11 protein-coding genes are annotated in these 13,079 nt (G+C 59.5%); 9 read left to right on the top strand and 2 right to left on the bottom strand.

Going from position 1 to position 13,079, the window contains the following annotated elements; all coding sequences use genetic code 11:
* The 4 genes from F617_RS0106395 (at position 1) to panB (ending at position 3,526) form a co-directional block, all read left to right on the top strand.
* Positions 1 to 927: a hydroxymethylglutaryl-CoA lyase gene (locus F617_RS0106395; RefSeq protein ID WP_019564790.1), complete on the top strand. Its 927-nt coding sequence runs from the start codon at positions 1 to 3 to the stop codon at positions 925 to 927.
* Positions 917 to 1,693: an enoyl-CoA hydratase-related protein gene (locus F617_RS0106400; protein WP_019564791.1), complete on the top strand. Its 777-nt coding sequence runs from the start codon at positions 917 to 919 to the stop codon at positions 1,691 to 1,693. Before F617_RS0106395 ends, F617_RS0106400 begins: the two co-directional genes overlap by 11 nt.
* A 118-nt stretch (positions 1,694 to 1,811) precedes the next feature.
* Positions 1,812 to 2,690, top strand: a complete 879-nt coding sequence (panC, locus tag F617_RS0106405; RefSeq protein WP_019564792.1) for a pantoate--beta-alanine ligase — start codon at positions 1,812 to 1,814, stop codon at positions 2,688 to 2,690.
* A complete protein-coding gene (gene panB / locus F617_RS0106410) occupies positions 2,687 to 3,526 on the top strand; it encodes a 3-methyl-2-oxobutanoate hydroxymethyltransferase (RefSeq protein ID WP_019564793.1) in 840 nt (279 codons plus the stop codon). The genes panC and panB overlap by 4 nt, the downstream gene beginning before the upstream one ends.
* Positions 3,527 to 3,727: 201 nt before the next feature.
* Here the strand turns inward: panB and rhaI are convergent, their stop codons facing one another.
* Together rhaI and F617_RS0106420 are read right to left on the bottom strand one after the other, a co-directional pair.
* Positions 3,728 to 5,020 (bottom strand): L-rhamnose catabolism isomerase, encoded by a 1,293-nt coding sequence (rhaI, locus tag F617_RS0106415; RefSeq protein ID WP_019564794.1) that lies wholly within the window; start codon positions 5,018 to 5,020, stop codon positions 3,728 to 3,730.
* Between the two features lie 100 nt (positions 5,021 to 5,120).
* A complete protein-coding gene (locus F617_RS0106420) occupies positions 5,121 to 7,217 on the bottom strand; it encodes a bifunctional rhamnulose-1-phosphate aldolase/short-chain dehydrogenase (protein WP_019564795.1) in 2,097 nt (698 codons plus the stop codon).
* A gap of 201 nt (positions 7,218 to 7,418) precedes the next feature.
* Here F617_RS0106420 and F617_RS0106425 point away from each other — a divergent pair, with 201 nt between their 5' ends.
* From F617_RS0106425 to F617_RS0106445, 5 genes are all read left to right on the top strand, one after another.
* Positions 7,419 to 8,249, top strand: a complete 831-nt coding sequence (locus tag F617_RS0106425) for a DeoR/GlpR family DNA-binding transcription regulator (RefSeq protein ID WP_003511198.1) — start codon at positions 7,419 to 7,421, stop codon at positions 8,247 to 8,249.
* A 48-nt stretch (positions 8,250 to 8,297) separates the two neighbouring features.
* Positions 8,298 to 9,308: a rhamnose ABC transporter substrate-binding protein gene (gene rhaS / locus F617_RS0106430; RefSeq protein WP_003511200.1), complete on the top strand. Its 1,011-nt coding sequence runs from the start codon at positions 8,298 to 8,300 to the stop codon at positions 9,306 to 9,308.
* 211 nt (positions 9,309 to 9,519) lie between these two features.
* Positions 9,520 to 11,055 carry a sugar ABC transporter ATP-binding protein gene (locus F617_RS0106435; RefSeq protein ID WP_019564796.1) on the top strand — a complete coding sequence of 512 codons (1,536 nt, stop codon included), beginning with the start codon at positions 9,520 to 9,522 and terminating at the stop codon, positions 11,053 to 11,055.
* Between the two features lie 13 nt (positions 11,056 to 11,068).
* A complete protein-coding gene (locus tag F617_RS0106440; protein WP_019564797.1) occupies positions 11,069 to 12,070 on the top strand; it encodes an ABC transporter permease in 1,002 nt (333 codons plus the stop codon).
* Positions 12,067 to 13,077 carry an ABC transporter permease gene (locus F617_RS0106445; protein ID WP_003511205.1) on the top strand — a complete coding sequence of 337 codons (1,011 nt, stop codon included), beginning with the start codon at positions 12,067 to 12,069 and terminating at the stop codon, positions 13,075 to 13,077. The genes F617_RS0106440 and F617_RS0106445 overlap by 4 nt, the downstream gene beginning before the upstream one ends.
* The last annotated feature ends 2 nt before the right edge of the window (positions 13,078 to 13,079 follow it).

Genomic DNA, 13,079 nt, shown 5'->3' on the forward strand with positions numbered 1-13,079 from the left:
ATGGCCTTACCCAAAACCGTCAAGATCGTCGAGGTCGGCGCACGTGATGGCCTGCAAAACGAAACTGCAGAGGTTCCCACCGCCATCAAGATCAGGTTGATCGAGCGGCTGGCTGCGGCCGGATTGGCGGCGGTGGAGGCAGGAGCCTTCGTTTCGCCAAAAAAAGTTCCGCAAATGGCAGGGTCGAAGGAGGTGCTTCTAGGCCTCAAACGACATCCCAATACCGCCTATCCGGCGCTCGTTCCCAATATCAAGGGTTTCGAGGCCGCCGTTGAAGCCGGTGTGACGGAGATAGCCGTTTTCGTGTCCGCATCCGAAGGCTTCAGCCAGCACAATATCGCCTGTTCGCGCGCCGAAAGCCTCGAGCGCCTGCGCGATGTTTCGGAGGCAGCGGCCAGCCGTAACATCCGCATGCGCGGCTATGTCTCCTGCATCGCGGGTTGCCCCTATGACGGCGCGGTCGCACCCGAAGATGTGGCGGCGATGGCCGAAGCGCTTGTCGCCATGGGATGCTACGAAATCTCGCTCGGCGATACGATTGGTGTCGGCACGGCCGGGCAAATCCGCAAGCTCATCCAACATGTATCGACCCGCATCCCGCGCGAAAAACTCGCCATGCATTTCCACGACACCTACGGGCAGGGCGTCGCCAATGTGCTGGCTTCGCTTGAGGAAGGTATTTGTGTGTTCGACAGTTCCGTGGCCGGGCTCGGCGGTTGCCCCTTTGCGCCGGGCGCAAGCGGCAATGTCGCCACCGAAGACGTTGTTTATCTGCTGCACGGGCTTGGCATCAAAACCGGCATCGACCTGATGACGGTGGCGAGAACGGGAGACTGGATAAGTCGCCATCTAGGCAGGGCAAATGCGTCACGCGCCGGTAAGGCACTTCTTGCCGTAAAGATGGAGGATAATGCACATGGTGGGTGAGCTGTTGAGCGAGAAGCGCAAGGACGTTCTGTGGCTGACGCTTAACCGGCCGGACGTCCACAACGCCATGAACGCCGCGATGACGGACGCCTTGACGCATGCGATCCGGACGGCCTCCAGCGACGGCGACCTGCGTGCGGTTGTGATAACGGCAGCGGGCGACCGCAGCTTCTGCTCAGGGGCCGATCTGAAGGAAAGCGCTGGTGGCATGTTCCTCTCGCGAGACGGAACGAACCCCATCGCCAATGTGATGCGCGCTATCGAGACCTGCAACAAAATCGTCATCGCCCGCGTCAATGGCCGGGTGCTGGCGGGTGGGCTAGGCCTTATCGCGGCCTGCGATCTCGCTTATGCCGCCGATCATACGGAGTTCGGCTTGCCGGAAGTTCGCGTCGGGCTTTTCCCGGCCATGGTGGCGGCGAAACTTCTGGCCAAAATACCGCTGAGCCGCCTCCACGAGATGGCCTATCTGGGGCAACCGGTCACCGCCGCAGAGGCCGAAGGCATCGGCCTCATCAACCGCACGGCGCCACGTGCCGAACTCGATGGCGTGATCGAGGGGGTACTCGCCCGCTTGCGGCAGAACGCGCCAGGCGCAGTCGCCGCCGGAAAGGCAGCGCTGCTGACGATGCGCGACTTGCCGGCCAGTGAACGGCTCGCCTTTGCCGAAAGCGTCATAGCGAAGATCAGCAGCAGCGAGGAGGCGCGCGAAGGCAGAGACGCCTTCGCTGGAAAACGCCCGCCGATTTGGGCTGGCGGGTCCTGAACCACCGCTCAAGGTCTTAATCGATATAATGCCCACAGCCGCGTTGACCCCGTTCGGCAAATCGAGTTCTATCCACCACCTTTCGCCGGAGGGCGATCGGGGAGCTGGAGGAGAACCTATGCGCCTTGTAAAAACCGTCGCCGAGTTGCGCGGTCTGACCGCCACGTTTCGTCGCGATGGCAAGACCGTCGGCTTCGTGCCAACCATGGGTTTTTTGCATATCGGCCATCTGACGCTGGTTGCCAGGGCGAAAGCGGAGAACGACGTGACGGTGGTCTCGATCTTCGTCAATCCGCTGCAATTTGGAGCCAATGAGGATCTTGCCCGTTACCCCCGCGATCTCGCCCGCGATAGCGCGCTGCTGGAAGAGGCAGGTGTCGACATTCTTTTCGCACCCGAGGTTACGGAGATGTATCCGCGCCCGATGCAGACCGTGGTGGATGTGCCGGAACTGGGAAGCCAGTTGGAAGGTGCGGTACGGCCGGGGCATTTTGCCGGGGTTACGACTGTTGTCACCAAGCTTTTTAATCTCGTGCAGCCGGATGCCGCCTATTTCGGAGAAAAGGACTACCAGCAGGTAACGCTGATCCGGCGCATGGTGGACGATCTCGCCCAGCCAGTCCGCGTCGTTCCCGTCGCCACCGTACGTGAGGCGGATGGGCTCGCCTGCTCCTCGCGCAATGTCTACCTGAGCCTTGAAGAGCGAGCCGCCGCCGTAATTGTGCCGCGCGCGCTTGATGAGGCCGAGCGGCTGTACGATGAGGGCTGCGACGACCCGGCCACTTTAGAAGCGGCGATAGAAAAATTCATTGCCAAGGAGAAGCTGGCGTTGCCCGAAGTCGTGGCAGTGCGCGATCCCGACACGCTGGCCCCCGTGGCTTCGCTGCAGGCGCGGCCTGTGCTAGTGGCACTGTTCGTGCGGGTCGGCAGCACCCGCCTTCTCGACAACCGCGTCATCGGACGTGATAAAATAGGCAAACAGGAGGCTGCACGATGAGCACGCACGCGAAACAGAAGCGGCTGACGACAGCCTCCATCAAGCAAATGAAAGGCGGTGCGCGCATCGTCTGCCTCACCGCCTATACGACGCCGATTGCCCGCCTGCTCGATCCGCATTGCGACCTGCTGCTGGTTGGCGATTCAGTCGGCATGGTACTTTATGGCATGGACACGACGGTCGGCGTCACCCTGGATATGATGATCGCCCATGGCCGCGCCGTGATGCGTGGTGTGGAACACGCCTGCGTCATCGTCGATCTCCCCTTCGGGACCTATCAGGAATCAAAGGAACAGGCGTTCCGCAACGCCGTGCGGCTGATGCAGGAAACCGGCTGTGATGGCGTGAAGCTGGAAGGTGGTGAGGAAATGGCCGAAACCATCGCCTTTCTTGTGGCGCGCGGCATTCCGGTGTTCGGCCATGTCGGGCTGATGCCGCAGTTGGTCCACACCGCCGGAGGTTTCCGCTCTCTTGGACATTCAGATGCGGAAACGCAGAAAATCTGGCGCGATGCGATTGCGGTCGATCAGGCCGGTGCTTTCGCCATTGTCGTGGAAGGTACCGTCGAGCCGCTTGCGCGCGAATTGACCGAAAAACTCTCCGTCCCGACTGTCGGCATCGGCGCATCACCGGCCTGCGATGGGCAGGTACTGGTTTCCGACGACATGCTCGGTCTCTTCACCGATTTCAAACCGAAATTCGTCAAACGTTTCGCCGATCTGGGTGCGACCGTTTCACATGCAGCGGCAGGTTATGCCGAAGAGGTGCGCTCCGGTGCGTTTCCGGGGCCGGGGCACACGTTTCAGGTCCGCAGGCAATCGCCTTCCGGGGAGTGAGGGAACGGCGCAGAGGAGGTAGTGAGGTGGTGACGGACACCTTCACCTTCGTCATGCTCGGGCTTGTCCCGAGCATCTGCTACCTATCTATTTTGTGAAATGTCGGCAGATCCTCGGCACAAGGCCGAGGATGACGTCGCGTTTGAGGCAAGGTTTGTAAGTAGGCTCGGCTTCTCCGCCTGTCCCCTCAAACCCCAACCCCTAAACAATCCCGCCGCTGCCACCGATCGAAGCCGGGCGTTCCGCCGCAACCCGTTTGCGATAACCACTCGCCCGGTAGGTGGCAACAGGATCGATCGCGCCGCCCGCCAACTGCCTTGCTTTAGCGAGAACCGGCTCGACATCGGTGCGATAGGCCCGTTTCAGCGTATCGGAGGCCATCAACGCATCATTGTCTTGCTGGTAGCCATCCAAAGCCGCGCGATCCACCAGCAGCGCCTGCGCATAGGCGCGGCGGATTTCGTTGGCACTGGAAATCAGGCTTTCGATTGGGTCGGTCACATTGTGCGACTGGTCGATCATATGGGCGGGATGGAAGCCCTTCACGCCACGATGTTCGGCATCTACCAGCTCGTTGAAGACGAGGAACAGGCGGTAAGGCTCGATGGAGCCGGCATCCAGATCGTCATCGCCATATTTCGAATCGTTGAAGTGGAAACCACCGAGCTTGCCGAACTGGATGAGCCGGGAGACGATCATCTCGATATTGGTATTAGGCGCATGGTGACCGAGATCAACGAGGCAGAACGCCTTTTCACCGAGCGTATTGGCGATAAGGTAATTGGTGCCCCAATCCTGCACGACGGTGGAATAGAAGGCCGGCTCGAACATCTTGTGTTCGGAAAAGATGCGCCAGTCATCCGGCAGCGCCTTGTAGATATCGGCCATGGCCGCGAGATAGCGCTCGAAACTTCTGGTGAAATTGCTCTGGCCGGGGAAGTTGGAACCATCGCCCACCCACACCGTCAGCGCCTTGGAACCAATGGCTTTACCGATCTCGATACATTCGATGTTGTGCTCCACGGCTTGGCCCCGCGTTGCGGCATCGGTGTGGCTGAGCGAACCGTATTTGTAGGAATGGCTCTGATCCGGTGCATCCGAGAAGGTATTGGAATTCATGGCGTCGAAGCCGAGACCCAGCGTGTCGGCATGGTCCTTCAAACGCTTCGGGTCCTGCTTGTCCCACGGAATATGCAGGGAGACATTCGGGGTCGCCCGTGTCAGCTGGTTGATGACGGCGCAATCATCCAGCTTGTCAAAAATGCCGCGGGGCTCACCTTCGCCCGGAAAGCGGGCGAAACGGGTGCCGCCGGTGCCGACGCCCCAGGATGGAACAGCGACGAAGAATTCCGCGACCTTGGCGGTGACAGCATCGATATCGATGTTGCGGCGCGCAAGCTGGTTGCCCAGCGCATCGTAGTCGTCCTTCAGCGCGGCGGCGCGCTTGTCGTTTTCGGCCGCGATCACATCGGCGGCGATTTTGGTGTCGGTCATCTCTTCCTCCCCGGAATCCGTCCAGTGCATGCTCGATCATCGCCCCCTCCGTCATTCCGGCATTAAGCCGGGATGACGGAGGTGAGACGTGCCGAAATTCCTACCGCGTAAAGCTCTGCGCATTGCCGGCATCGACATTGATGATATTGCCGGTTGATTTGGCCGACGCGTCGGACGCCAGGAAGTAGATCGCTTCGGCGATGTCTTCCGGGAACACATTGAGCTTCAGCATCGAGCGCTTGCGGTAATGTTCCTCCAGATCGGTCACCTCAATCTTGGACGAGGCCGCGCGCTGCTCGCGCCACTCGCCGTTCCAGATCTTCGAACCGCGCAGAACGGCATCGGGATTGACGGTGTTGACGCGAATGCCGGCTTCCGCCCCTTCCAGAGCAAGGCAACGGGCAAGATGGATTTCCGCCGCCTTGGCCGTGCAATAGGCAGAAGCATTGGGCGAAGAGGCAAGACCGTTTTTAGAGGCTACGAACACCACGTTGCCGCCGAGATTTTGACGCCTGAGTAGCCGGAATGCTTCTCGCGACACGAGGAAATAACCCGTCGCGAGAATATCGATATTCTTGTTCCACATGGCAAGCGTCGTGTCTTCCACCGGTGCAGAAGAGGCGATGCCGGCATTGGAGACGAGAATATCCACGCCGCCAAATTCCACGCTCGCTTCCGCAAAGGCGGAAATGACCGCGTCTTCCTGCGTCACATCCAGCTTGACGCTGCGCACCGCATCAGCACTGTAGCGCTTCGCGAAATCGCCCTTGGCCGCTTCCAGCGCCGCCTCGTCAATATCGGCGAGAACAACGCAGGCGCCCTCCGCTGCCAGCCTTTCCGCCGTCGCCCGGCCGATGCCGCCGGCGCCACCGGTGACAAAGGCCACGCGTCCGGCAAGGCTTTTCGGCTTCGGCATGCGCTGCAGCTTTGCCTCTTCCAGCAGCCAATATTCGATATCGAAGGCTTCCTGTTCGGGTAGGCCCTGATATTCGGACACGGTGGAAGCGCCGCGCATGACGTTGATGGCGTTGACGTAAAATTCACCGGCGATACGGGCGGTCGCCTTGTCCTTGGCGAAGGACAGCATGCCGACACCGGGGATCAGGAAAATCACGGGGTTCGGGTCGCGCATATCAGGCGAATTATCATGGCGGCACGCCTCATAATATCTGACGTAGTCGGCGCGGTAGGCCTCTAGCGCCTTGTCGAGACCGGCTGTCAGCGCATCCACATCGGGATTTGCCGTATCGAGATCGAGGATCAGCGGGCGGATTTTCGTGCGCAGGAAATGATCGGGGCAGGAGGTGCCGAGATTTCCGAGCGGCTTCAGATCCTTCGAATTGACGAATTCCAGAACCGCGTCCTGATCATCGAAATGGCCGAGCTTGCGCTCCTCGCGGCCGATCCGACCACGGATTTCCGGCATCAACCGTGCTGCAATCGCGCGGCGTTCGGCAAGTGGCAGGCTCCTGGCAACGGCACCGCCGAAAATCGTCTTGCCTTCGGTCTTGGCCGCAAACCATTCGATCGCCTTGTTGATGATGGCGAGCGTAAGTTCGTAACATGTCTTGGCGTCGTTATCCCAGGTGAACAGACCGTGGCTTTCCAGCACAACGCCCTTGGCCTCGGGGTTGGCTTTTACGAAAGCCTCGAGATCGAGACCCAGTTGGAAACCGGGACGGCGCCAGGGAAGCCAGCCGATGTCATCGCCAAAGATCTGCTGCGTCAGTTCTTTCGAATTTTTGGAGGCGGCAATCGCGATGATCGCATCCGGATGCATGTGATCGACATGATCAAAAGGCACGAAGCCGTGCAGCGGCGTATCGATGGAGGCGGCGCGTGGGTTGAGGTTGAAGGTGCAATGCGGCAGGAAGCCGACCATGCGGTCCTCATCCTCGACACCCTTGTAAATGCCCTTTAGCGCTTCCAGCTTGTCGAGATAAAGCGTCGCAAAACCATCGAGCTTGATGGTACCGACATCGCCGCCGGACCCTTTAACCCACATGACGCGGACTTTCTCGCCCGTCAGCGGATCGGTTTCGAGCACCTTCGCGGATGTGTTTCCGCCACCATAATTGGTGATGCGCTTGTCGGCGCCAAGCAGATTGGAGCGATAAAGCAGCTTGCCAGGCTCATCGAGCGTTTTGGCATAGGCATCGTCCCAACGGCTTTCGAGAAGGCGGGATTTTCCCGTCATGTCTTCCTCCCAAGTCAAGTCTGCATTCGCGGGTGCCGAGATCGGTCCGCCTCCGTTGACGGCAGATATCGCGCATACAAAAGCGTAATGTCAATCAAAAACGATCATAAATTTTCATGTTGCAGCGCGATATTGATTAATTTGATCGTTCTTGATTGACAACGTAAAGAGATTGCGAATAATCACAATCAGGAGGACCACATGCACGAACGCGAACGCCATCGCATCATCTTAAGCGCCACACAGGAAAAAGCTGTCGTGACGGTGCAGGATATTGCCGAACTGACGGATGCGTCGGAAGCAACGATCCGCCGGGATATCGCGTCCCTGCATGTTCAGGGAAAGTTGCGACGCGTGCGTGGCGGTGCCGAAGCGGTGCATCCACCGCAGTTGGGTAATCTGGCCGCGCGACCGTTCCGCGTGTCCGAATCGGTCAACATCGACAAGAAACGCGCAATTGCGCGCAAGGCGGTTGATCTCTGTAATGACGGTGATGCGATCATCCTGAATGGTGGCACGACCACATTCCAGATGGTGCACTACATGGCGGCGCGACGGCTGCAGGTGATGACCAATTCCTTCGCGATTGCGGAGCATCTGGTCAAACATTCCAAATGCAATGTCAGCGTGCCTGGTGGCGCGATCTATCGCGATCAAAGCCTCATCCTGTCGCCCTTCGAAAACGATGCCATCCGCAATTTTTACGCAAGGCGAATTTTTCTCGGCGCGCAGGGCATCGGCGCACTCGGCATCATGGAATCGGACGCGCTGGTGATCCAGAGCGAGCAGAAGCTGATGCGGCAGGCGGAAGAGCTGATCGTGATGGTCGATTCCTCGAAATTCAAAAAACGATCCAGCCTGATTTTATGCCCACTCGAAAACGTCTCGACCATCATCACCGATGACGGGATTTCGGATGAGGCGGCGCGGATGGTTGAAAATGCCGGCGTCGAATTGCTGATCGCCGGCGCAGCGGGGGATGGCAAGATAGCCAACCCGCCTGATGAGGAGGATTCCTCTTCGGTCGCTTGAGGAAGCACCGAAGAGAGGAACAGGTTCAAAAACGGGAGGAAAAGGAACATGAAACTTACACGCAGAACATTGACGAGCGTCCTGGCACTTAGCGCGGCGCTCTCCGTCGCGGGTCTTGGCGGCGTTGCCCAGGCAGCCGATGTGAAGATCGCGCTGGTGGTCAAATCACTTGGCAACGGCTTTTTCGAAGCCGCCAACAAGGGCGCGCAGGAGGCTGCAAAAGACCTCGGTGGCGTCGAGATCATCTATACGGGCCCGACCAGCACCACCGCGGAAGGCCAGATCGAGGTCATCAATTCGCTGATCGCGCAGGGTGTAGATGCCATCGCCATTTCCGCCAATGACCCGGACGCCGTAGTTCCGGCGCTGAAAAAGGCGGCGCAGCGCGGCATCAAGGTCATCTCCTGGGATTCCGGCGTGGCACCTGAAGGCCGCATTCTGCAGCTCAACCCCTCGTCCAACGCGCTGATCGGCAAGATGTGCCTGCAGCTTGCCGCATCGCACCTGGAAGGCGGCAAGGGCGATTTCGCCATCCTTTCTGCCACCACCACCTCCACGAACCAGAATATCTGGATCGATGAGATGAAGAAGCAGCTGAAGGACTTCCCCGGCCTCAACCTCGTTACCACCGTTTATGGTGACGACCTTGCCGACAAGAGCTACCGCGAAGCACAGGGCCTGCTTTCCTCCCATCCTGATGTAAAGGTCATCGTCGCACCGACGACGGTTGGCGTTCTTGCGGCCTCTCAGGCCGTGAAGGATGCGGGCAAGATCGGCAAGGTCTTTGTGACGGGCCTTGGCCTGCCCTCGGAGATGGCTGGCGCCATCAAATCAGGCGCAACCAAGGAATTCGCCATCTGGAACCCGATCGACCTCGGTTATTCCGCCACCCAGATTGCCTACCGCCTTGTGAAGGGTGAAGCAGACGGCAAACCGGGCTCGGAAATCGAAGCCGGCCGCATGGGCAAGATCAAGGTTGGCGAAAATAGCGAAGCGGCCATGGCCGATCCCTTCATTTATGACGCCAAGAACATCGATCAGTTCTCGAAGATTTTCTGATCTGAATAATTTCCGGCAGTGCGAAGGCTAACCCCCTTTGTCCTGCCGGACATCTCCCCCTGAAGGGGGGAGATCGATATGCCGCACCCGCTCGTTCCATAGGCAGGGTGTATCCGCTTGCCGATCTCCCCCCTCTTGGGGGGAGATGCCCGGCAGGGCAGAGGGGGGGGTGCCTCTCGCCGCTACACTCAAAACCAACCGGTAAGACGGAATGATGCGTGCTGAAACCAAAATCTTAGACGTTACCGAGACTTCCAGCGCGACGCCCATTCTGGAAATGCGCGGCATCAGCCAGATATTCCCCGGCGTGAAGGCGCTGGATGGCGTCGATATCGCGCTTTATCCCGGCAAGGTCACGGCGCTGATCGGCGAGAACGGTGCTGGAAAATCCACGCTCGTCAAAATTCTCACCGGAATCTACCGCCCGAATGAAGGGGAAATCCTTCTCGATGGCCGGCCCGTCACCTTTCACGGCGCACAGGATGCCATCGATGCCGGCGTGACCGCCATTCATCAGGAAACCGTGCTGTTCGACGAGCTTTCCGTGGGCGAAAACATCTTCCTCGGTCATGCGCCCAAAGGCCGTTTCGGCCTCATTGACTGGAAGACCATCAATGCGCGCGCCGGGGTCCTGCTTGAACAGCTCGAAAGCACCATCGATCCGTCCATTCGGCTGAAGGACCTTTCCATCGCGCAGCGCCACCTCGTGGCAATCGCCAGAGCGCTTTCCGTCGAGGCACGTATCGTCATCATGGACGAACCGACAGCCGCCCTTTCCCGTAAGGAAATCGATGATCTGTTTCGCATCGTTGAAAACCTGAAGCGGCAGGGCAAGGCCATCCTGTTCATCAGCCACAAGTTCGATGAAGTATATGAAATCGCTGAAAATTATGCCGTATTCCGGGACGGAAAGATGGTCGGCGCGGGTAATCTCGCCGCCACCCCGCAGGATGAGATCGTGCGCCTGATGGTTGGCCGCGACGTCACGAACGCCTTTCCGAAACAGGCGGTCACACTCGGCCCGACGGTTCTTTCGGTCCAAAATTATTCACACCAGACGGAATTTCGCGATATTTCTCTCGATCTGCGCAAAGGCGAAATTCTTGGCCTTTATGGGCTGATCGGCGCCGGGCGGTCGGAACTGTGCCAGTCGCTTTTCGGAATCACGCGCCCAGCCTCAGGACAGATTACCCTCAACGGCGAACCGCTCGTCATCCGTTCGCCGGAGGATGCGATCCGCGCCGGCATCGTTTATGTGCCGGAAGAGCGTGGACGGCATGGGCTGGCGCTGGACATGCCGATCTACCAGAACATGTCGTTGCCCTCTCTTGCCCGCACCTCTCGCAAGGGCTTTCTCGCCGCCGCAAACGAATTTGCTCTGGCGCGCAAATATGCTTCCCGCCTCGACCTGCGCGCCGCCGCCCTGTCCGTGCCCGTCGGCACGCTTTCCGGCGGCAACCAGCAGAAGGTGGTGATTGGCAAATGGCTCGCCACGCAGCCGAAAGTCATTATTCTCGATGAACCCACCAAGGGCATCGATATCGGCTCCAAGGCCGCCGTGCACGGCTTCATCAGCGAGCTTGCAGCCGAAGGTCTCTCCATCATCATGATTTCATCTGAACTTCCCGAAATTCTCGGCATGTCCGACCGCGCCATCGTCATGCGCGAAGGCCTGATGGCAGGTCTGTTCGAACGCGCCGATTTTTCTCCGGAAAAGCTGGTGCGCGCCGCCACCGGCAACGCCTGAGAGGGGCAAAACCATGCAACGTTTTCTCAAAAATCGCGAATGGCTGCTGGCGGGCATCATCGTCATCATGATCGCAGGCTTTGCGCTGCGCGCGCCCGGTTTCGGTAAGCCGGCCAATCTCGTCAATATCTTCAACGATACCTCCATCCTCATCATCCTGGCGCTTGGCCAGATGGCGGTCATTCTCACCAAATCCATCGATCTTTCGGTTGCCGCCAACCTCGCCTTCACCGGCATGGCAGTGGCGATGACCAATGCCGCCTTCCCGGGAATTCCACTGCCGCTTCTCATCGCCATGGCGGTCGGCATCGGCGCGTTTCTAGGATCGATCAACGGCATTCTCGTCTGGTGGCTCGGCATTCCTCCCATCGTCGTCACGCTCGGCACGCTCACCATCTATCGCGGCATGGCCTTCGTGCTGTCGGGCGGTGGCTGGGTGAATGCGCACCAGCTTTCGCCGACCTTCCTCAACGTGCCGCGCACCATGATCCTCGGCATGCCGGTTCTGTCCTGGGTCGCCATCCTCATCATCGCCGGTGCCTGGCTGGTGCTCAGCCGGACCTCTTTCGGCCGCTCCGCCTACGCTTCCGGCGGCAATCCGGGCGCTGCGGTCTATGCCGGCATCGATGTCGGCCGCACACGCTTTCTGGCTTTCGTTCTGTCGGGTGCACTGGCAGGACTTGCCAGCTATCTCTGGGTGTCGCGTTATGCCGTTGCCTATGTGGATATCGCCGCCGGTTTCGAACTCGATAGCGTGGCGGCAAATGTGATTGGCGGCATCTCCATTGCCGGCGGCATTGGCTCGGTGGCAGGCGCTGTGCTCGGCGCACTGTTTCTCGGCGTCATCAAGAACGCCCTGCCCGTCATCGGCATTTCTCCCTTCGCGCAAATGGCAATTTCCGGCGTGGTTATCGTGCTCGCCGTCGTCTTCAACGCCCGCGCCGAAGCTCGAAAAGGGCGCATCATCCTGCGCGACCGGGCGGCAAGCGATCAGGCCAAGGAGGCCGCAGCATGAGTACGAATTCTCAACCGGCGCAGAAGCCACGCATCATTCCAGACAAGCTCGGCACGCCGTTGCGCCGTCTCCTGGCAAGCTGGGAAGTGCTGCTGCTCGGCGTCGCGATCCTCATCTTCATCGCCAATTCGTTTGCCTCGCCCTATTTTCTCAATGCCTGGAACCTGTCCGACGCGACCTTTAACTTCACCGAAAAGGCGATCATCGCCTTTGCGATGGCGCTTCTGATCATCGCTGGCGAGATTGATCTCTCAGTCGCCGCCATCATCGCTCTCGCCTCCACCGCAATGGGTGCGGCGGTGCAGATGGGTGTCGGCACGCCGGGGCTCGTCGCCATCGGCATCGGAACCGGGCTACTCTGCGGGGCGTTCAACGGCTTTCTCGTCGCTGGCCTCAAACTGCCATCCATCGTCGTCACCATCGGTACGATGAGCCTGTTCCGCGGTATTTCCTATATGGTGCTGGGTGATCAGGCCTATGGCAAATATCCGGCGGATTTCGCCTATTTCGGTCAGGGTTACGTGTACTCGGTCATCTCCTTCGAATTCGTACTGTTCCTCGCCATGGCCGTCATCTTCGCCATTCTGCTGCACGCCACAAATTTCGGCCGGCAGGTCTATGTCATCGGCAACAATCCGTTTGCCGCCCGTTTTTCCGGTATTCCCGTCGAACGGGTCAAATTCATCCTCTTCCTTTTGACCGGCCTGATGAGCGGCATCGCCGCCGTCTGCCTCACCTCGCGGCTCGGTTCCACCCGCCCCTCGATTGCTCAAGGCTGGGAGCTTGAAGTCGTGACCATGGTGGTGCTCGGCGGCGTGTCCATTCTCGGCGGCTCCGGCACCATTGCAGGTGTCGTCATCGCTGCCTTCGTCATGGGCCTCGTCACCTTCGGCCTCGGTCTTCTGAACGTGCCTGGCATCGTCATGTCGATCTTCGTCGGCCTGCTTTTGATCATCACCATCGCCATACCCATCGTTGTGCGCCGCCTTCGCGCCATCAGAGGCTAAGC

The organism is Agrobacterium sp. 10MFCol1.1, assembly GCF_000381165.1.
Taxonomy (GTDB): Bacteria; Pseudomonadota; Alphaproteobacteria; order Rhizobiales; family Rhizobiaceae; genus Agrobacterium; species Agrobacterium tumefaciens.